Source organism: Kushneria halocnemicola, assembly GCF_965650455.1.
Taxonomy (GTDB): domain Bacteria; phylum Pseudomonadota; class Gammaproteobacteria; order Pseudomonadales; family Halomonadaceae; genus Kushneria.
This window is the reverse complement of sequence record NZ_OZ287968.1, coordinates 201,600-220,809: the sequence shown is the minus strand read 5'-3', so window position 1 is coordinate 220,809 and position 19,210 is coordinate 201,600. Positions and strand designations below refer to the sequence as shown.

The window sequence follows — 19,210 nt, the reverse complement described above, 5'->3', positions numbered from 1 at the left end:
AGGGCCACCCCGGCGGGGTGGCCCTTTTTTCATGACGCCTCTGGCATCACGTCCTTTTTCACATCAAAGACCACCCTGGTCGTAGAAGGACGCCTCCCCTTCCGGACGGGTCTTGAAGCGCCGGTGCAGCCAGAGATACTGCTCGGGATGCTTGCGAATGGCCGCCTCGATGAAGGCATTGACCTGAGTGGCATCGGCCACTTCATCATTGCTGGGGAAGTTTTCCAGCGCCGGCAGATACTCAAGCGTATAGGTGCGATTGTCCGGATTGCGATGAAACATCAGCGGCATCACCGGCGCGCCGGTCATTCGCGCGATCTTGGAGGTTAGTCGAATCGAGGCGGCATCAATGCCGAAAAACGGTGCGAAGACGCTCGCCTCGCGACCAAAATCCTGATCCGGCGAGTACCAGACTGCGTGCCCACTCTTGACGCGCCGGACCACCCCGCGCAGGTCATGACGATCAATGGCCGCACCGAAGATGCCGCGGCGCGCCTTTGTCATGAAGCGCTCGAACAGCGGATTGTTGTGCGGGCGATAGACCACGTCGGCATCAAAAAACAGTGAGTGCAGCGCCCCGCCCAGATCCAGCGTCGAGAAGTGAATACCGATGATCAGCACCCCCTTGCCGCGGGCCTTCGCCGCTTCCATGTGCTCGGTGCCCTTGAAACTGACGCGGTGGCGCAGGTGTTCGGGGTCGCGACACCAGCCGGTGGCGGTCTCCAGAATGCCGATACCGTTGGCATGAAAGGTGCGCCGTACCAGTGTTGATAGCTCGCGCTCATCAAGTTCCGGAAAGCACAGGCGCAGGTTGGTCTCGGTGATATGGCGACGACGCTTGACGAAGCGCCAGACCAGCTCGCCGATGGCGGTCCCGACCCACAGCTTGAGTCGCCAGGGCAGAAAGGCCCCCACGCGCATCAGACCGATCGCGCACCAGGTCGGCCAGTAGCGTGGATGCGCGAAGGACTCGGGGTATTCGTGACGTTTGCGTTTACTCATCAATCAGCCTGTATCACTTCCTGCGGGCAGACGCGATGGCGCTTGAACACCACGCTGCGGACACTATAAGAGATCACGGGACAAGACACCGGCCATCGACAGCGGCTCAGGACAGTGCGTCAGTATCGGATGAATCATCAGGGGCGTCATTGTAATGATATCGGCGCGGTACTCGCGGCAGTATACCGGTCAATAGCGTATAGGCGATGGTATTGCACCAGCTCGCCACCTCGCTAACATCAAGCATCGCGCCACTGGCGTCGCGCCCCCACAGGGTCACGCGGGAGCCGATATCGGCGTCAGGTATGCCGGTGATGTCCACGGTGAGCATGTCCATCGAGACACGTCCGGCAATCATGGCCCGCTGCCCCTGCACCAGTACCGGTGTGCCCTCTCGGGCGTGTCGATCATAGCCATCGCCATAGCCACAGGCCACCACCCCGACCCGCGTGGGCCGGCCGGTCACATGACGCGCGCCGTAGCCGATGGGTTCGCCGGCGGCCAGCTCGCGGATGGCGATGATTCGGCTTTCCAGCGTCATGACCGGCTTCAAGGCCCGGTCGATCTCGCCATGCAGCATTTGTTCGGGCGCGAGCGGATTGACGCCATAAAGCATGACCCCCGGGCGTACCCAGTCATGGCGGGCTGCCGGCACGCTCAGAGTGGCCGGCGAGTTGGCGAAGCAGCCGGGGAGATCAAGCTCACGACGCAGGGTATTGATGGTATCCAGCTGAGAGGCCAGAAGCGCGCTGTCGGGGGTGTCGGCGGTGGCAAAATGGGTCATCAGGAGCGTCTGCTCGACCCCCGGATGCGAGCGCAGGCGGCGACAGATGGCGCTGACCTCTTCGGGGGCAAAACCCAGTCGATGCATGCCGCTGTCGCATTTGACCAGAACGGTCACATGGTGATGCGGCCAGCGCTCGAGCCGGTCCAGCAGGGCCTCGACCTGCCAGTGCGTATGCAAAACGCTCCAGTAACCGCCGGTGATGATCTCATCAAGCTCATCGGCTTCGAAAAAGCCCTCCAGCAGCACGATCGGGCACGCAATGCCGGTGTCGCGCAGCGCCTGGCCTTCTTTCAGACAGGCCACTGCCATGGCCGGCGCCAGATCACGCAGCGCGCGGGCACACTCGAGACTGCCATGCCCATAGGCATTGGCCTTGAGCACGGCCATGGCCCGGGCATCGGGTGCATAGCGACATGCCTGACGGTAGTTGTGACGCAGCGCATCCAGATCGATATGCGCTGTCAGCGGCCTCATGTGATTACGCCCCGTGCAAAAGGATGGGTATCAGTAGCCGTTGCTGCCACCGGGCATGTCGCGCCCCATGCCGCCACGACCCAGCCCATTGAGGTCGCTGTTGTCCGGCATGGCGGTGCGATTGGGCGGCGGCAGCTCCCGCTGACCACTGCGCCCCTGGCTTCCCTCCAGCGGGCTGGGGCCGTTCATGCCGGGGTCCGGCTGATCGTCACCGATGCCCAGCCCGGTCGTGCCCTGCGACTGGAAATTCAGCGAGACGGCCTGGTCGGCGCGCAGCCAGCTGTTGAGCACATCCAGGGTATCGACATCGAGAATGCCGGCTTCCTGACGAAGGCTCAGCATGTTGAGCACGTAATCATAACGCGCATTGGCGTAGTTGGAGATCGCGGTAAAGAGATTCTGCTGGGCCTGCAGCACGTCCACGATATTGCGCGTACCGACTTCATAGCCGTTGCGCGTGGCTTCCAGCGCGCTGCGGTTGGATTCGATGGAGCGCTGCTGCGCCTGCACGCTCAACACGTTGTTGAGCGCCCGGGAGTAGTAGGAGCGTACCTGCTGAACAGCCGTGCGCAGCTGGGATTCCTGCTGGTACTGGGTCTGTTCCAGCGAGAAGGTGCTCTGGCGGACCTGCGCGCTGGTAGAGCCGCCGGTATAGATGGGGATGGTGGCTTCCAGCCCGATCTGGTTCTGCTCGTTGTGGCCGCGCAGATTGTCCTGGTTGCTGTCGCCATACTGATAGTTGGCAAAGGCGGACAGTACCGGCAGATGGCCGGCACGCGAGGTGTCCAGATTGGCTCGCGCCACGTCAACGGCGGCACGCGCGGCCAGCAGATCCAGGTTCTGACTGGAGGCCATTTCGACCCACGCCTGCTGGCTGGCAGGCGTTGGACGTTCGATGGGCATGTCATCGGCGAGGCCATCGATGCTGGGGTACTGCTTGCCGGTCAGCTGCTCGAGCGCCTCGAAATTGACCTGCAGGGTACTTTCCTGCGAGATGCGCTGCGAACGCGTCAGATCATAGGAGGCCTGGGCTTCATAGACATCGGTGGCGGCCACGATGCCCACATCAAACTGCTGACGCACCTGCTCGAGCTGGCGGTCGACGGCCTGCTCTTCGGCGCGCAGCGTGTCGAGCTGCTCCTTGGCCCGCAGCACTTCAAAATAGGCCTGAGCCACATTGTAGAGCAGCTGCTGACGATCGACGCGCAGGTTCAGGGCTTCCTGAGCCGTCTGGCGTTTCGAGGCTTCCAGCTGATACCAGTTGGTGGCATCAAACAGGGCCTGAGTGGCCTGTACCTGTACGGTGGTGCCGGTGTAGTGGTCATCACCGCCACCGCCGGCGTCAAAAACGCCATCGTCGACGCCTGCCCCGGCCCCGGTGCCTGCCCCGCTGATATCGCGGCTCTGGGAGGAGGTAATGTTATAGCGAGTGACGTTGCCACTGGCACTGACCTGGGGCAGCAGATCGCCCCGCTGAATGTCCTCACCGGCTTGTACGCTGCTGTAGCCTGACCTTGAAGCGGCAAGATCGGCATTGTTGACCAGCGCATCGCGCGCGATGGTCATCAGGTCAGCTGCCTGAGCCTGGCCCGCGAGCGAGACGGCAAGCACCAGTGGCAGTACTCTGAACTTACGCATCAAATGATTCCCTGTCTAAAACGGTTATGCCGTCTCTGGTCAGCCTCTTGTGACCGGCTGGCAACCCTGTGGCACTTTCAAACACACTGTTACGGCGACAGTGCAGCTACCTTGTGGGGCGGCGAGCTTAGCACATTGCAGGATTTTACATACATTCCTGAATGTTTAAAGGCAAGAGATGTCCGTCGATGCAGCGTGACAGACTCCTTGATTAAAAAAACAGCGCCAGAATTGGCGCCGTTTCCGATTGTCCTCCGCCCCGGGCGGAGGACAGGCTGGCCGGCCGAATCAGGCCGTACGTGGCCTACTCAAAGATGGCATCCAGCGACAGGCCCTGCTTTTCAAGCATGCGGCGCAGCTTCTTGAGCGCTTCGACCTGAATCTGGCGAACGCGTTCGCGGGTCAGGCCGATCTCTTCGCCGACTTCTTCCAGCGTGGCCGCTTCATGCCCGCGCAGACCAAAGCGACGCACGACCACTTCCATCTGCTTTTCGGTCAGCTCGCCGAGCCATTCATCGACATGCGCCTTGACGTCAAAGTCGACCAGCTCGGACTCCGGCCCGGCCTCGTTTTCATCGGCCAGCGTATCCAGCAGCGGCTTGTCGTTTTCGCTGCCGACCGGATAGTCCACCGAGGAGACGCGCTCGTTGAGCCCCATCATGCGCTTGACCGACTCGACCGGACGGTCCAGATGTGCCGCTATGTCATCCGCGGTGGGCTCATGATCGAGCTTTTGCGTCAGCTCGCGCGAAGCACGCAGGTAGACGTTGAGTTCCTTGACCACGTGAATGGGCAGACGAATGGTGCGGGTCTGATTCATCAGCGCCCGTTCGATGGTCTGGCGAATCCACCAGGTGGCGTAGGTCGAGAAGCGAAAACCGCGCTCGGGGTCGAACTTCTCCACGGCACGGATCAGCCCCAGGTTGCCCTCTTCGATCAGGTCGAGCAGGGTCAGACCCCGGTTGAGATAGCGCCGTGCGATCTTGACGACCAGTCGCAGGTTGGACTCGATCATGCGCTGGCGACCGGCGGGGTCACCCTTGCGCGCCAGACGGCCGTAATGGACTTCCTCTTCCGGTGTCAGAAGCGGTGAAAATCCGATTTCGTTGAGATAAATCTGGGTCGCATCAAGACTTTGATGCTGCTGGCGTTCTTCCCTGTTCAGGGCCTTTTCGAACGCGTCTTCGTTGTTCACTTCCTTGTCATTATTATCATCGAGCGTCAGCTCGTTTTCGTTCTCTTCCACTTCAACGTCGTCGTGCAATCCCTGTTCAACCACGCTCATATCGACTTCCCCTTTTCGTTTGAGGTTCCCGTTTCATCGACGCTGTCGATGCTTCCCCGGGTCTCATAACACCGCTCATCTCGATAGGGATGAGCGGTCTCCCTGGTGCCTCAGCGATCCGGCAGATACTGCATTGGATCCTTCGGTTGGCCATCCTGGCGTATTTCAAAATGCAGCTTGACGCTATCTGCGTCGGTCGAGCCCATGGTGGCGATCGTTTCACCCTGACGAACAACGTCGTTTTCCCTGACGTTCAAGGCGTCATTATGCGCATAGGCGCTGAGGAAGTGATCGTTGTGCTTGAGGATGATGAGATTGCCATAGCCGCGAACGCCATCACCGGCGTAGACGACAATACCGGGGCCGGCTGCCTTGACAGGTTGCCCCTTTTGACCAGCAATATCAATCCCGGCCGTGAGATTTGTCTTGTCCCCGAAATCACCCACGACATTGCCCTCGGTGGGCCACTGCCACTTGATGTTACTGGTGGGCGTATAGGTGCGATCGGAGCGGTCTTCGCTGGTGGTTTTGCCGGCAACGGCCGCACCGCCGGTGTCGCTTTGGCCGCTGCCGGATGCAGACGATGAACCGCTGCCCTGTGACGGTGCCGGGCGCTGGCTGTTGTCGCCGGAACCCTGGCCGCTGTCACTGCCCTGACCGCCTGCAGAGCTGCTGCCGGCGGCACTGCCGGCCGCTGCGCCTACGCCGGTGGCAGCACCCACGGCGCTCTGGGAGAGCTGACCCTGAGACGTCGTCCCCGACGCACTACCGGTATTCTGATTGCGACTGATGGTGTCCTCATCCGGTGACAGCCAGCTGTCATCGCCCCCACCGCTGTCACTGCCCGGGGCACCGCTGAGCGCTGTGGCATGCGTACCGCTGCCGCCAGCGGAAGAGGCCGCAGAGGCAGAAGACATTGACGGCGCACTGACGCTGTCGTTGAGTCGCAGTGCCTGACCGGGCTCAAGGGCGTAAGGCGGCTCGAGATTGTTCAGCGACGCCAGTCGACGAAAATCGATGCCCGTTTTCCAGCCGATCGAGTAGATCGTATCGCCACGCTGGACGTGATAGATCCCGCTGGCCATCGAGCTCTGATTGAACGAGGCATCCTCCACGGCCGGAGGATTGTTGATCTGGGCACAGCCTCCCAGAACCGCCATGAGTACAACGCTGCTGCCCAGGGTGACCTGGCGCATGCGCGGATGAAATCGAATCATGTCCTGTCGTGCTCCTTTGACATTGATTGACTGTCTGTCGATATCCGTGACGAGGCCGCACCGGAGCGCTCTCCCACGGCCACTACCATCACAAATCCAATCAGCGCCAGTGCCAGCGCCATCCACAGGTGTGAAGGCTCACCGGTCACGGCCGTATAGGCTTCCGGCGAGAGCAGCTGGTACTGCAGTGGCACCACCTCGCCATCCGGCGACATCGTATAGCTTTCCAGCGACCGCCAGGGCCAGAGCACCGGCAGCGACCCCAGAATAAAGCCGATCAGAAGATACAGCGTGGTGGAGTAGTGATGCCTAAAAAGCCACGACAGCACGCGTGAAAAGGTGAAAAGCCCCAGCAGACAGCCCAGCGCAAACTGCGCCATGGTCACAAGATCAAACGCTTTGATGGCGTCGATCACGGTGTGATACATGCCCATGGTCAACAGCAGAAAGCTGCCGGAGACGCCGGGCAGCAGCATGGCGCTGATCGCGATGGCGCCTGCCACGAACAGCATCAGCGCGCCGCCGCCGCTGGGCAGCAGCGCCGGTAGAAAGTGGGCCAGCAGCGCCCCCAGTGCCAGCGGCACCAGAAACACCAGTCGCCAGCGATCCAGCCGCCGTGCTACCACGATCGCCGAGGCGACCACCAGCCCGAAAAAGAAGGCATTGAGCAGCAGGGTCTGGTGTTCCAGCAAATAGCTCACTACATGGGCCAGACTCAGTACACTGGCGGCCACACCGGCCAGCAGCGGGATCAGAAAGCCCAGATTGAGATGAACGATCAGCCCCTTCAGACCGTGCTCGCGCAGCGCGCCGATGGCACTCGGACCAAACCGGCGAATGGTTTCGATCAGCTCTTCATAGATGCCCGTCACAAACGCGATGGTACCGCCGGACACACCGGGCACGGAATCCGCAGCCCCCATGCCCATGCCTTTCAGAAAAAGCGTTACATGCCTTTTCACTTGTTCTACTCCAGATAAATGGGCGGTACAAAGACCGACGCGGGATGCTTGCAGGGAAGCGGCACTGACCCGAAGTCGGTGCCTGTCATGTCCCTGTCGATTCGAGGGGCGCGAGTATCGCATCGCCCCTTGCAGCTGTCTGCCCCGGGGTGTTCACCAGGGGTGAATCAGAGCAGGTCCCCGGACTGGTGGCGCTGACTGGTCAGCGCCTCGAGCCAGCCGTGGACATCGCTGATCGAGGCGTGGCGGGTAAGATCCGTCTGCAGCGGTGTAATCGACACATAACCGGCCTCGATGGCGGCGAAATCGGTGTCCTCGCCCATATCGGCGCTGGCACCGGAGGCCGCGATCCAATAGCGGGTACGCCCCCGCGGATCCTGCAGACGCAGCGGCTGGCTGCCCTGGCCACGCTGGCCCTGTCGGGTCACCCGAAACCCCTTGAGCTCTTCCCAGGGCACATCCGGCACGTTGACGTTCAAAAGGCTGCGAGGCGGCAGGGCCAGCTGCTCGACCGCGCTGACAAGCGTTGCGGCCACGCGGCCGGCTGTCTCAAAATACTGATGACCCGCCAGCGACATGGCAATGGCGGAAAGCCCCAGCGAGCGGCCTTCCATTGCGGCGGCCACGGTGCCGGAATAAAGCACATCGTCGCCCAGATTGGCGCCGTGATTGATGCCGGAGATCACCATGTCCACTGTCTCATCGAAGATATCGCTCACCCCGAGATAGACACAGTCCGCCGGTGTGCCATCCACGCTGTAAAACCCGCTGTCCAGCGGCGTCAGCGACAGCGGATAGGACAGCGTCAACGAGTTGCTCGCCCCGCTGCGGTCGCGGTCCGGAGCAATGACCCGCAGTCTGGCCTGATCCACCAGCGCGTCATGCAGCGCCCTGAGCCCCGGCGCATGAACGCCGTCATCGTTGGATAGAAGCAGTCTGCGCATTGGACGTCCCTGTTCATGTCAGTAAAAAAATGGATGAAATGACCCCGATCCAGGCCATTGTCCCGACGCGCTAGAGCGCCGGGTGTTGAAACAGCTCCCGCAGCACGGCCGTGGCAAATCCTCCACGGGCCAGGGAAAAATACAGCCAGACGCCCTCGCCTTCATACTCGAGCGCCGGCGATTGAAGACAAAGACGCAGGGGACGGCGCATGGGGGTCGCACCGGCCTTCTCGATGCCTTCGGCAAGCGTTGACTCTTCGGCAGCGATGGCGCGCTCAAGATCACGCGCCTCACCGCCGACACTGCTTTCGCCCCGCCCCCACAGCGGGCCGGTCGGATGAATATCCAGTGCCGTCAGTCGCGCTCGCAGCTGCTCATCCAGCGCCTGCCCGGCAAACTGGCTGGCGCTGCCTTCAAGATTGAAAACATCGCCTTCCAGCCCGTTGGACCAGCTGTCCTGTTCGATACGCGCCGCCAGCACCTGGTTGAACAGGAAACTGCGCGCGCTCGACAGCAAAAATCCATCCCGGTCCTGCTTTTTCTTCCAGCCACGTGCCATCAGCGCTCGAGCCCGCGTGAGATTGCTGCCCTGATGACCAAAGCGTTGCGGGCCGAAATAGTTCGGCACCCCGCGCTCCACCAGCGCGTTCCAGCGCGTCTCGAGCGAGCCCCGGGTGACGGCCTCGCCGGTGACATACAGGGCAAAGCGATTGGCGCGATGTACGCCGCGACGCAGCTTGCGCGGGTGTCGGCCAGCGTCCAGAAGCCGCAACCCCTCCATCTCGACCTGCTCGGCCAGATCCAAAGGGGTGGGACGACCCGTCAGCGCGACCGACACCCACTGACGCGTCAGCGCGGTATGATCCTTGAGACCGCTGACCCCGATATCGCGCGGCGCCACCTCAAGACACTGCGCCAGATGACGAATCAGCTGCGCCGTGGACAGATTGCGCTTTTCACAGTGCAGCCAGAGATGCTCGCCTGCCCCTTCGGGGGTAAAGGCCATCTGCTCTTCGACCCGAAAGGCTTCGGGGAATTCACGAAACCGCCCTGAGTGCGGCGGCGTGCCAAGGCTTCTGGCCCAGTCGGGCAGCGGCGACTCCGGCGCCTCGCTCACGTTTTGTGTCATGCCGCCTCGTCATGGCGCATCAAAAGCGCCACGGCTTCCACGGCAATGCCCTCACCACGGCCGGTAAACCCGAGCTTTTCGGTGGTCGTGGCCTTGACGTTGACACATGACAGCGCCAGTCCGATGTCCTCGGCAATGACCTCTCGCATGGCGCCGATATGCGGTGCCATTTTGGGTGCCTGGGCCAGAATGGTGATATCGACGTTGATCAGGGCAAATCCTTCGCGCTGAATCAGCGACACCACGTGACGCAGCAGCGCGCGACTGTCGGCGCCGCGCCACTGCTCGTCGGTGTCGGGGAAGTGCTGACCGATATCGCCGAGCGCGGCCGCCCCCAGCAGCGCATCGCTTAACGCATGCAGCACCACATCGCCATCGGAGTGCGCCACGAAACCGTGATCGAAGTCCACGCGCACCCCGCCCAGCATCAGATGGTCGCCCTCGCCGAAGCGGTGAACATCAAAGCCGTGACCGATACGCAGCCGGGCGAGCATGGAAGGGTCAGATAGGCTCATGGCCGGGTTCCTTGTCCGAAAGATATAACCGGGATGTGTCCTGCTGGGCACGCAGAATCTGCGCGACCAGCGCCAGATCCTCGGGATGGGTAATTTTCAGGTTGTCGCTTCGCCCGGTGACCAGCAGCGGCGCATGGCCCAGCCGCTCGACGCCCGAGGCTTCATCGGTCATCAAAAATCGGTCGCTTACGGCCCTGTCAAAGGCCTCGCGCAAAATGCCATAGCGAAAGCCCTGCGGCGTCAGGGCGCGCCAGAGCCCCTGACGCGGCACGGTTTCATCGATGCGCTGGTCGCTGTCCTGACGCTTGAGGGTGTCAGTGACCGGTGCCGCCAGCAGCCCGCCCACCGGGTCATCCCCGATGGCGTCCATCAAACGGTGCAGATCCGCTACGGTCACACACGGGCGCGCCACATCATGGACCAGTACCCAGTCATCGCTGTGGGCGTGATCGGTCAGCCAGTCAATGCCGGCACGCACCGAGTTCACGCGCTCATCGCCGCCGTCCAGGCGCTGCCAGCGTTCAAAGGGCACCATGGACGCATGAAACCACTGGTCCTCGCTGTCCAGACACAGCAGCAGGGCCGCCTCCGGGAAGGCCTCATGCAGCCGCGAGAGCGTACACGCCAGCACCGCGGCATCATCGAGCAGCAGATACTGCTTGGGACAGGCCGCGCGCATTCGAGTACCGCGGCCGGCCGCCGGTACGATCAACCATTGCGGGGCGCTCATGGCTCTCTCCCGGCCAGCTCGTCACGGGCTTCATCGGCGCTCTGGTCGGCCCCCGGCGGGGCCACGGGCGTGGGGTTACGGCTGGCCTTTTCACTGGGCACCCAGAAAAACTGCTCATCGTTGCGGATCATGCCCAGGTCATTGCGCCCGCGCTCCTCGATCGCATCAAGGCCGTTTTTCAGATCCACCACTTCGGCGGCGAGACGGTCGTTGCGGTCGGTCAGCAGCTGGTTGCTCTGCTGGAGCTCATCGGCGCGCGATTTGACGCGACTGTGCTCCAGAAGGCCGCCATCACCCAGCCAGAGCTGATACTGCAGCGCCGCCAGCACGACCACCAGCGCGATTGAAATCCATTTGAGCATCGTGATCTATATCGTTGTCGGCCGAAGCGGCCCTCGGGAAAGCCGCAATTATGCCATTATCAGGCCGTGGATCGTCCAGCAGACACGCCAGGGCACGGACAAACGTGAAAATCCTGCCTCGTTGCAACGGGGCAGGTGTGCCCCGTTTCACGCTACCAGCGCCGGATCACATCGGCGTGCAGCGAATAGAGATCCAGGCGCTGAACGTCGAGCGCCTGGTGCTCAAGGCGGGCGCGGTCGCGAAAATAGCATTCAAGGGTTTTCGTAATGGTCGAGAAGGCAAGTTCGGACCAGGGGATGTCCTCTTCACGGAAAAGGCACACTTCAAGGCTTTCCGGTCCCGCCGCAAAGGCTGGCGTTTGATCATCGCGCAGTCTTGCCAGATAGATCATGTAGACCTGATTGATATGGGGCAGATCGACCATGGTATAGAGCCCGCCCAGTTCGATCTCGGCGCAGGCCTCTTCGCGGGTTTCGCGAATGGCAGCCTCGGGCGTGGTTTCCCCGTTTTCCATGAACCCGGCCGGCAGGGTCCAGCACCCTTCTCGCGGGGCGATGGCACGGCGGCACAGCAGTATCCGATCACCGATAACGGGTAGACTGCCGGCCACGATGCGTGGATTCTGATAGTGGATGGTGCCGCAGTTATCACATAGATAGCGCGGACGATCGTCGTCCGATGGAATGGCAAAGCGCACCGGCGCGCCGCAATGGCTGCAAAAATTCATGCTTTCCTCGTCGCTTACGGCGAGTGACCGAACGCTTTACACTACGTCTGATCACCTCATGTGTCGATTGGCGATTGTGCCATGACACGCTGGTCTTTCTGCTGGACGGTGTCCCCTATGCTGCTGACGGCACAACATCGACTCAAGGACTATCGACCGACACAGCTTGGCGGCAGCCATCCACGCGCCGCCGTGCTGATGCCGATCATCAACCATGACCCGCCAACGCTTTTGCTGACGCGGCGCAACGCGCGCTTGAGCTCTCATGCCGGTCAGGTCGCCTTTCCCGGCGGCAAGATGGATCCGGATGATGCAAGCCTTGAGGCCTGCGCCCTGCGCGAAAGTTTTGAAGAGATCGGCCTGCCGCCCGGACAGGTCCGTCTGCTGGGCCGGCTGTCCGATCGCTTTTCCGCCAACGGCATGATCGTGACGCCCTTTGTCGGGCTGATCGAACCCGGCGTGCCCTTGACGCCCAGTCCCGACGAAATCGATACCATTTTCGAAGTCGAGCTGGCTCGTTTGATGACCGACCCGCGCGAGCATACCGACGTCATTTACGATGACGACGAGCGCTGGTACGTGCCCAGCTACACGATTCTGGAGCACACGCTCTGGGGGCTGTCAGCGATGATGGTGGTCGAGCTTTTAAACGTGGCCTTTCAGGTGGATATCGGGCTTGATCGATACCCTGAAACCTCGACCCTTCGCCATCTTCCCCCTCGACCGTCACGCAGGCACCGGCCATGAGCACTGTTGTCGATGATTTCGACCGCCAGTATCGTACGCTACTGGCCACCTCTTCGCTGGACTCCGAGCGCATCGATACGCTTATCGAGGATCTGATCCATCAGGGTTTCAGCTACCAGCGCGACTTCTTCTCCCCGACCCTGATCGATGCCCTGCTGGCGGACCTCGAACGTCTTGAAGCCTGTGACGCCCTGGCAAGCGCCGGCATCGGCCGGCTCAATGAGCATCAGCTGGCCACCAGCATTCGCGGGGACGCCATTCGCTGGCTGAACCGCGAGAGTCCGGCACAGCAGGTCTATCTTGAGCGCCTGGACGAACTTCGCAGCCAGATCAATCGCTCGCTTTTTATCGGTCTTTTCGAGTTCGAGGCCCACTTTGCCCGCTATCCGCCGGGCGCCTTTTACAAGCGTCATGTGGACAGCTTTCAGGGCCGTGCCAATCGGGTCATCTCCACGGTGACCTACCTCAATCGCGACTGGCCCGCTGATGGCGGCGGCGAGATGGTACTGTTCGAGAGCCAGCAGCAGGGGCCGAACGGCTTTGATCCCGACGCCTCGATTCGCGAAATGACTCGGGTGCTTCCCGAGGCCGGCACCCTGGCCTGTTTTTTATCGGACACCGTGCCTCATGAAGTGCTGCCGACCCGACTGCCGCGGGCCAGCATCGCCGGCTGGTTTCGGCGCAACGCCTCGGTCAACGGTGTGGTCGACCCGGCCCGCTAGCCTCTTCCCGGCCACCGAACGCGCCGTCGCCCGGACGGTGCCCTCTCCCTTGAATACCGACGATCATTAAAGTTCGGCGCCCCGAGGCCGACATCAGGGGATGATCGCAACCCCGAAAGCCTTGAAAGCGGCAGGGGTTGCCCGAGTTCTTTTCTCCTCCGAGATCGCACCTGATGAAATTCCTGCTCATGTTGCTGACGGCTTTTTTGCTTGCGTGCAGTGCCGGCGCTCAGGCGCAGACTCGCCTTGCAGGTGATCGGGTAACGCTCAGCGGTTTCGGTACGCTGGGGCTCATCCACAGCGATCAGGGCAGGGCCGATTTCGTGCGTGACACCGGCCAGCCCAAAGGCGCCGAGAAGGGATGGAGCGCCCGGACCGATACGCGTCTGGGGCTGCAGGCCAGCGTGCGTCTGACCGACGAACTCGACACCGTGGTACAGGGCATGAGCCAGTACCACAGCTCGGGGGACTTCAGCCCCGAACTGATGCTGGCCTTTGTGCGCTATGCCCCTGATCCGGGCCTGCAGATGCGCGTCGGCCGTCTGGGCTGGGATGTCGATCTGCTCTCGGAGTCGCGCTATGTCGGCTACGCCTACCCCTGGGTCCGCCCGCCGGTCGACCACTTTGGCGTACTGCAGCTGACCTATATCGACGGCGCCGATGTCACCTTCACGCGCCCGGTCGGCGAGGATCTGGCCTGGGCGCGCTTTTTTGCCGGCACCTCCGACAGCCGGTTTTTCATGTCGGATGCGCTGGAAGCCGACTTTGATGCCCACAGCGTGATTGGCGGCCATCTCAACTACGAGACAGGGCCGTGGCGGTTTCGCGCCGGCTATACCCGGATTCAATCGGATGTCAGTTTCAGCGGTGACGATGCCGACCTGATCGGCCAGTTTCTAAACGTCAACGCCAATGACTATTTAAACCGCTTGAGCGGCTTTGATGAGCTGCAGGTCTACTCGCTGGGCGCCGCCTACAGCTCGGGTCCCCTGCAGCTTCAGGCCATCTGGAATCGCGATTTTTTTGCCGGAGGCGACATCTGGCTGGACACCGGCTTTGTCTCCGCGGCATGGCGCATGAACCAATGGACGCCCTACGCCATGCTGTCGGGCATAAGAACGCATGACGACGGCGAAGATCCACTCGATGCAAGAATCGAGCAGAACACCTGGTCGCTGGGCCTTCGCTACGACGTGGCCACCAACCTGGCGCTCAAGGCCCAGTTTGACCGCATCCATACCCGCTCACCCGGGCTCCTGTGGCGCGGCTACGACGACGGCTGGAAGGATGATCACTCCAATCTTGTCAGCCTCGGGCTGGATTTCATCTTTTAAGGATATCTCCATGACCCGCCATATGCGTCTTATGCGCCTGACCACAACGGTTATGCTTATCATCGCCACCTCGGCCACGGCCCGGGCCGACATTGCCATCGTCATCAACGATGCCAGCCCGGTCCATCAGATCAGCCACAGCGAGGCGGTTAATATCTTCATGGGCCGCTATCGCCGACTGCCCAACAACAGCGTGGCCCTGCCGATCGACCAGGCCCCGCTCAAGGCGCGCTTTTACAGGGCGCTGGTCCAGAAAGACGTTGCCGAGATCAACTCCTACTGGGCCAGGCTGGTCTTTTCAGGCCGCGCCTCGCCGCCACAGCAGGCAGCCACGCTTGATGACGTTGTGGACATCGTCACGCACAACAGCAATGCGCTCGGCTATGTCGATGCCGCCCATATGCCGCCTCACATGCGCGTTTTATTAACGCTGAGTGAATAGCCATGAAACACCTTGTGAGGCTCTTTCGCAGTCGTCTGGCCCTGCGGGCGGCCGCCAGCATCGTGGTCATCGTGGGCGTTCTGGGGGTGGCCTTTTTGCTGACGGCGGTGCACCTGCGCGGCGAATCCGAAAAGCAGATTCAGCAGATGCGCCTTGAAGGCCTGATCTCCACGGTCGAGCGCACCGTCCAGATTGCCTGTTTTCTGGACGATGCCCAGCTGGCCGGCGAGGTCACCCAGGGGCTTTTGAGCAATCGCATCGTGCGCGAGGCGCGGCTGCTTCGTGGCGATGGTACAACGCTTGCCGAGCGCGTCACGGCCAGCCATCACGACAGCGGCGCCCCGCTTTCACGAACGATCGACTCGCCCTTCGAGCCGGGCCAGAGCGTGTGTGAGCTGACCCTGGTACCGGACCAGGACTGGATCGACAGCATGGTCAATGATGCCACGCGGTTTTTGTCCGGCGCCCTCATCCTGCAGCTTCTGGGGATCGGGGCAAGTGTAATTCTGGTGGTGTTTTATTTCGTCACCCGCCCCATCAGCGACATTTCCCAAAAGCTTCACGCCCTTGAGGCAGAAACGGGCCAGAAACTGCCCTCGCCCAGCGGCCACAACAAGGACGAGATCGGCCGGCTGGTACTCAGCGTCAACGCCATGATCGACCGGCTGGTCAACAGCCTGAGCGAGGAGCGCCGTCAGCGCCTGGCTCGGGAAATCGAGGAGCGACGCTATCGCACCCTGTTTGACAACGTCGAGGCCGGCATCTTTGAACTGGACGGTCAGGGGCAGCTGCTGTCGGCCAATCCGGCCTTCTGGCGTCTGTTTCTGGAAGGTAAAACGCCAGATTTTGGCGACCCGCCCATCGTGTTCACAAGCCTTGCCGGTGAAGGCGCGCCGACTCTCCAGGAGCTGACCGGGCGCCGGGCGCATCGGGACGGCGCCCGCCAGTGGGAAATGGCCGTGGGCGATGGCGCTCACCGGCGCTGGGTCAGTGTCATGGTCAGCCGTCTGGAAGAGGGCCGTCTGCAGGGCGTGGCGCACGATATTACCGAGCGCCGTCGCGCCGCCGAGGCGGCTGAAAAACTGGCCGTAACGGACCCGCTGACCGGGCTGGGCAATCGCCTGGGGTTCGAGCGCCGCCTCGAGCTGATCCAGCGCTATCAGCGCCTTCAACCCGATCATCAGCATGCGCTGATGGTGCTCGACTTTGATCACTTCAAGCAGGTCAACGACGTGTATGGCCACCATGCCGGCGATGAGGTGCTCAGACAGATTGCCGATATGCTGCGCGATATATCACGCCAGCATGACTACCCGGCGCGGCTGGGCGGTGACGAATTCGTGCTGATGCTCGATCATCGAACGCCCCGGACCGAGCTGGACGCTCTGGCCCGGCGATTGATCGACAGCATCAACCGCCCCCTGACGCTTGAAAGCGGACAGCAGGTGCAGGTAGGTATCAGTATCGGCATTGCGGTACTGGGCAGCGATACCGGCGACGTCCAGACCCTGGTGCAGCTGGCCGACCGGGCGATGTATCGGGCCAAGCGGGAAGGCCGCAATACCTGGCGTCTGCACGACCCAACCCTCCCTTTTGATCCCTGAGCATCTCAGGCGTCAGGACAACGGCCGCGCCCCCGCATCGCCGTGCGCTTCACGGTCAAAGCGCGCGTTATCCTCATGCGCGGCTTCTTCGGCCTCGTCCTTTTCTGCCTGGGTTTCGGCACCGGCCACCATCTTTTCGGTCACTTCAAGCTCGGCCCCCACCACGGACTGCACCGGGTGAGCCGCAAAGGGCGCCACCGGCTGCGGCGCCGGGCGCACGCTGCGACGCCACATGAAAAAAAGCGCCATGATCGTCGAGATAATGGCAAAACCGTAAAACAGGCCGTTGCCCCCGGTCTGCCCCATGATGCCGGTGAGCATCGGCGCGCTGAGCGTGCAGCCCACCGCGTTGATCAACAAAAGTCCCTGGCTCATGCCCACCAGTGCCTGAGGCGGCGCCCGGTCGGCGGCGTGGCTCATGGCCACCGGGTAGAGCGAAAACGCCACGCCCCCGAACACGAACAGTACGATACCCAGCGCCAGCTCGCTGATGGCCGCCGCCAGTGGCAGCGCCAGTGACAGGGCAATCAGGGCCATGCCCAGCACAATCAGCACGATCTGGCGGTCGTGGCGGTCCGACCAGCGCCCCATGGGATACTGCAGCGCCATGCCGCCGACAATGACCACCGCCATGAACTGCCCCAGCCGCTCGACCGACAGCCCCGACTGCTGCAGATACAGCGGCAACAGCGAATAGAGCGCCGCCACGATCAGCCCCGAACCAAAAACGCCCATGACCCCGGTCGGCGTCACGCGCACCAGCCGCCATGGCGGCAGCGGCACGGCGTGTTCCAGCAGCGGCGACACGCGAGGAATGATGCCAAGCGGCAGCACCGACAGCGTTGCCAGCATGCCGATCACCACATAGGGCGTGGCATCAAAGGGGGCCTCGAAAAGCCCGAGCAGCAGCTGGCCCAGCGCCAGCGCGGCGTAGAGCGAAATCATGTAAAAGGCCAGAATCTGACCGCGGCGGGTCGAATCGCTGCTGGTCAAAAGCCAGCTCTCGATGACCAGATAGACCCCCACCGTGGCCCAGCCGCCCACCAGGCGCATGGCAAACCACCAGCCCGCATCCAGCCACAGCGCCTGGGCCAGAGCCGCCGCGGCCACCAGCGAGGCAAAACAGGCATAGGCCCGAATATGGCCGATGCGCAGCAGCAGCCGATCGTTGAACACCGCCCCCAGCGCCAGCCCCACGTAGTAGGCCGACGACACCCAGCCGATGGTTTCCACCGAGGCGCCGGCGTTATCGAGGCGCAGCGTCACAAGGGTCGAGAGAAACCCGTTGCCCAAGGCCAGTATGAAAAGCCCCAGCAGCGGCGGCAGAATCAGTGTCAGCAGTGGACGAGCCATATCTTCCTCACAGGGTGGTCGATGTGAATGGGTCCGGGCGCAACGCCTCTTCCACCATACACAAGTCGGCGTCTTTCACTACCGGGGCGCTCGCACTCCACCCTGACAGGAAGGTATGGTTCAGGGCAGTCGATTAGGCGCCTTTTAAGAAAAGGGCGCGCCATCCGACCATGAAGCCGCGGATTCAACTGGTTATACTCCCCGTCGATTTCGACACCACCAAAGCGTAGCAATGACGATGAAAGACAACTGGCAGGCGCGCCTTATCATGCGTCTCTGGCAAGTGCTCTCACGACGCACGCCGCATACGCTGTGGCAGCTGGCCTCAAGGTTCGAACCCGTCTACAGCCTGATCGGCGTACGCGAACGCCGCGTCACGCGCATGAATCTGCGCCAGGCCTTCCCGGAGGTCAGCGACGAGGCGCGCCGAGCGCAGATTCATGACAGCCTGCGCCATTCGATCGCCACCATGATGGAGCTGGGCTTTGCCTGGCAGGGCGACCCTGACGCCGTGGAACAATCGATTGTCGAGGTACACGGCCGCGAACTGCTCGATGAGGCGCGCGCCGAGGGCCGTGGCGTGATCGTGCTGGCGCCCCATTTTGGCAACTGGGAGATCCTTAACTTCTGGCTGTCCAGCCACTTTCCGTTTACGGCCATGTACGAGCCGCCCAAGATCGACGCGCTGGACCCAGTCATTCGAAACGGGCGCGAGCGCATGGGCGCAAGCCTTGTGCCCACCACCTCCCGAGGCGTGGCGGCGCTTTTGAAGGCACTCAAGCGCAGCGAGGCGATCGGTATTCTGCCGGATCAGGTGCCCGACTGGGGCAGCGGCGAGTTTGCCGACTTTTTCGGCTATCCCGCCTATACCGCCACCCTGCTGCCACGACTGGTTTCGCGTACCGATGCGCGCGTGGTCACGGGCGTGGCCAAACGGCGCGAGGATCGCCGGGGCTTTGACATCCACTTTATCAAGGCCGATGAGCGAGTCTACGCCCAGGAAGACGAGGCGCTCTCGGCGCGCGGCGTCAACGCCAGTGTTGAGACCGCCATCGCGCTGGATCCCATGCAGTATCAGTGGGAGTACAAGCGCTACCGCCGCACGCCGGGTCAGCGCGAGAACACGCCCGGCTGGCGCGAGCGTCGGTTTTACAAACAGGGGCGCAGCGGGCGCAAGCTCTGACCCGGCCCCACCTCTGGCCCGATGCAGCCTTTCAGGCGCCGCTACCCGGCGC

General features: G+C 62.3%; 19 protein-coding genes. 6 read left to right on the top strand and 13 right to left on the bottom strand.

Features of this window, described 5'->3' with window-relative positions; all coding sequences use genetic code 11:
- Positions 1–63: 63 nt before the first annotated feature.
- From lpxL to ACS92L_RS00930, 12 genes are all read right to left on the bottom strand, one after another.
- Positions 64–1,002, bottom strand: coding sequence for an LpxL/LpxP family Kdo(2)-lipid IV(A) lauroyl/palmitoleoyl acyltransferase (lpxL, locus tag ACS92L_RS00985; RefSeq protein ID WP_438766435.1), 939 nt, complete (start codon positions 1,000–1,002; stop codon positions 64–66).
- A 106-nt stretch (positions 1,003–1,108) separates the two neighbouring features.
- A complete protein-coding gene (gene alr, locus ACS92L_RS00980; protein ID WP_438766434.1) occupies positions 1,109–2,263 on the bottom strand; it encodes an alanine racemase in 1,155 nt (384 codons plus the stop codon).
- 30 nt (positions 2,264–2,293) lie between these two features.
- On the bottom strand, positions 2,294–3,901 hold the full coding sequence (locus ACS92L_RS00975) for a TolC family outer membrane protein (protein ID WP_438766432.1): 1,608 nt from the start codon (positions 3,899–3,901) through the stop codon (positions 2,294–2,296).
- Between the two features lie 304 nt (positions 3,902–4,205).
- Positions 4,206–5,186 carry an RNA polymerase sigma factor RpoS gene (gene rpoS / locus ACS92L_RS00970; protein WP_438766431.1) on the bottom strand — a complete coding sequence of 327 codons (981 nt, stop codon included), beginning with the start codon at positions 5,184–5,186 and terminating at the stop codon, positions 4,206–4,208.
- Positions 5,187–5,296: 110 nt separating this feature from the next.
- Complete coding sequence (locus ACS92L_RS00965; protein ID WP_438766430.1) at positions 5,297–6,403, bottom strand: peptidoglycan DD-metalloendopeptidase family protein; 1,107 nt, start codon at positions 6,401–6,403, stop codon at positions 5,297–5,299.
- Complete coding sequence (locus ACS92L_RS00960; RefSeq protein WP_438766429.1) at positions 6,400–7,365, bottom strand: DUF368 domain-containing protein; 966 nt, start codon at positions 7,363–7,365, stop codon at positions 6,400–6,402. Before ACS92L_RS00960 ends, ACS92L_RS00965 begins: the two co-directional genes overlap by 4 nt.
- Positions 7,366–7,532: 167 nt before the next feature.
- Positions 7,533–8,309, bottom strand: coding sequence for a 5'/3'-nucleotidase SurE (gene surE / locus ACS92L_RS00955; protein ID WP_115854846.1), 777 nt, complete (start codon positions 8,307–8,309; stop codon positions 7,533–7,535).
- 70 nt (positions 8,310–8,379) lie between these two features.
- A complete protein-coding gene (truD, locus tag ACS92L_RS00950) occupies positions 8,380–9,438 on the bottom strand; it encodes a tRNA pseudouridine(13) synthase TruD (RefSeq protein WP_438766428.1) in 1,059 nt (352 codons plus the stop codon).
- A complete protein-coding gene (ispF, locus tag ACS92L_RS00945) occupies positions 9,435–9,920 on the bottom strand; it encodes a 2-C-methyl-D-erythritol 2,4-cyclodiphosphate synthase (protein ID WP_438768364.1) in 486 nt (161 codons plus the stop codon). The genes truD and ispF overlap by 4 nt, the downstream gene beginning before the upstream one ends.
- Positions 9,921–9,939: 19 nt before the next feature.
- Positions 9,940–10,683, bottom strand: coding sequence for a 2-C-methyl-D-erythritol 4-phosphate cytidylyltransferase (gene ispD / locus ACS92L_RS00940; protein ID WP_438766426.1), 744 nt, complete (start codon positions 10,681–10,683; stop codon positions 9,940–9,942).
- Positions 10,680–11,045 (bottom strand): cell division protein FtsB, encoded by a 366-nt coding sequence (ftsB, locus tag ACS92L_RS00935; protein WP_438766425.1) that lies wholly within the window; start codon positions 11,043–11,045, stop codon positions 10,680–10,682. Before ftsB ends, ispD begins: the two co-directional genes overlap by 4 nt.
- Positions 11,046–11,197: 152 nt before the next feature.
- Positions 11,198–11,773, bottom strand: coding sequence for an NUDIX hydrolase (locus ACS92L_RS00930; RefSeq protein ID WP_438766423.1), 576 nt, complete (start codon positions 11,771–11,773; stop codon positions 11,198–11,200).
- Between the two features lie 81 nt (positions 11,774–11,854).
- Here ACS92L_RS00930 and ACS92L_RS00925 point away from each other — a divergent pair, with 81 nt between their 5' ends.
- From ACS92L_RS00925 to ACS92L_RS00905, 5 genes are all read left to right on the top strand, one after another.
- Entirely contained in the window at positions 11,855–12,520 is a 666-nt protein-coding gene (locus tag ACS92L_RS00925; protein ID WP_438766422.1) for a CoA pyrophosphatase, read from the top strand.
- Positions 12,517–13,242: a 2OG-Fe(II) oxygenase gene (locus ACS92L_RS00920; protein WP_438766419.1), complete on the top strand. Its 726-nt coding sequence runs from the start codon at positions 12,517–12,519 to the stop codon at positions 13,240–13,242. The genes ACS92L_RS00925 and ACS92L_RS00920 overlap by 4 nt, the downstream gene beginning before the upstream one ends.
- A gap of 173 nt (positions 13,243–13,415) precedes the next feature.
- Complete coding sequence (locus ACS92L_RS00915) at positions 13,416–14,576, top strand: hypothetical protein (protein ID WP_438766417.1); 1,161 nt, start codon at positions 13,416–13,418, stop codon at positions 14,574–14,576.
- A 10-nt stretch (positions 14,577–14,586) separates the two neighbouring features.
- A complete protein-coding gene (locus tag ACS92L_RS00910; RefSeq protein ID WP_438766415.1) occupies positions 14,587–15,018 on the top strand; it encodes a hypothetical protein in 432 nt (143 codons plus the stop codon).
- A 2-nt stretch (positions 15,019–15,020) separates the two neighbouring features.
- A complete protein-coding gene (locus tag ACS92L_RS00905) occupies positions 15,021–16,622 on the top strand; it encodes a diguanylate cyclase domain-containing protein (protein WP_438766414.1) in 1,602 nt (533 codons plus the stop codon).
- A gap of 12 nt (positions 16,623–16,634) precedes the next feature.
- Here the strand turns inward: ACS92L_RS00905 and ACS92L_RS00900 are convergent, their stop codons facing one another.
- Positions 16,635–17,975 carry an MFS transporter gene (locus ACS92L_RS00900; protein WP_438766412.1) on the bottom strand — a complete coding sequence of 447 codons (1,341 nt, stop codon included), beginning with the start codon at positions 17,973–17,975 and terminating at the stop codon, positions 16,635–16,637.
- Between the two features lie 268 nt (positions 17,976–18,243).
- Between ACS92L_RS00900 and ACS92L_RS00895 the strand changes: the two genes are divergently transcribed.
- Positions 18,244–19,158, top strand: a complete 915-nt coding sequence (locus ACS92L_RS00895; RefSeq protein ID WP_438766411.1) for a lysophospholipid acyltransferase family protein — start codon at positions 18,244–18,246, stop codon at positions 19,156–19,158.
- Positions 19,159–19,210 lie beyond the last annotated feature (52 nt).

Excerpts from the sequence above, each read along its gene's own strand:
- ACS92L_RS00920 (WP_438766419.1), top strand. The coding sequence starts at position 12,517 with ATGAGCACTGTTGTCGATGATTTCGACCGCCAGTATCGTACGCTACTG.
- ACS92L_RS00925 (WP_438766422.1), top strand. The coding sequence starts at position 11,855 with ATGACACGCTGGTCTTTCTGCTGGACGGTGTCCCCTATGCTGCTGACG.
- ACS92L_RS00930 (WP_438766423.1), bottom strand. The coding sequence starts at position 11,773 with ATGAATTTTTGCAGCCATTGCGGCGCGCCGGTGCGCTTTGCCATTCCA.
- ftsB (WP_438766425.1), bottom strand. The coding sequence starts at position 11,045 with ATGCTCAAATGGATTTCAATCGCGCTGGTGGTCGTGCTGGCGGCGCTG.
- truD (WP_438766428.1), bottom strand. The coding sequence starts at position 9,438 with ATGACACAAAACGTGAGCGAGGCGCCGGAGTCGCCGCTGCCCGACTGG.
- alr (WP_438766434.1), bottom strand. The coding sequence starts at position 2,263 with ATGAGGCCGCTGACAGCGCATATCGATCTGGATGCGCTGCGTCACAAC.
- lpxL (WP_438766435.1), bottom strand. The coding sequence starts at position 1,002 with ATGAGTAAACGCAAACGTCACGAATACCCCGAGTCCTTCGCGCATCCA.
- ACS92L_RS00910 (WP_438766415.1), top strand. The coding sequence starts at position 14,587 with ATGACCCGCCATATGCGTCTTATGCGCCTGACCACAACGGTTATGCTT.
- ACS92L_RS00900 (WP_438766412.1), bottom strand. The coding sequence starts at position 17,975 with ATGGCTCGTCCACTGCTGACACTGATTCTGCCGCCGCTGCTGGGGCTT.
- ACS92L_RS00965 (WP_438766430.1), bottom strand. The coding sequence starts at position 6,403 with ATGATTCGATTTCATCCGCGCATGCGCCAGGTCACCCTGGGCAGCAGC.
- rpoS (WP_438766431.1), bottom strand. The coding sequence starts at position 5,186 with ATGAGCGTGGTTGAACAGGGATTGCACGACGACGTTGAAGTGGAAGAG.
- ACS92L_RS00915 (WP_438766417.1), top strand. The coding sequence starts at position 13,416 with ATGAAATTCCTGCTCATGTTGCTGACGGCTTTTTTGCTTGCGTGCAGT.
- ACS92L_RS00895 (WP_438766411.1), top strand. The coding sequence starts at position 18,244 with ATGCGTCTCTGGCAAGTGCTCTCACGACGCACGCCGCATACGCTGTGG.
- surE (WP_115854846.1), bottom strand. The coding sequence starts at position 8,309 with ATGCGCAGACTGCTTCTATCCAACGATGACGGCGTTCATGCGCCGGGG.
- ispD (WP_438766426.1), bottom strand. The coding sequence starts at position 10,683 with ATGAGCGCCCCGCAATGGTTGATCGTACCGGCGGCCGGCCGCGGTACT.
- ACS92L_RS00905 (WP_438766414.1), top strand. The coding sequence starts at position 15,021 with ATGAAACACCTTGTGAGGCTCTTTCGCAGTCGTCTGGCCCTGCGGGCG.
- ACS92L_RS00975 (WP_438766432.1), bottom strand. The coding sequence starts at position 3,901 with ATGCGTAAGTTCAGAGTACTGCCACTGGTGCTTGCCGTCTCGCTCGCG.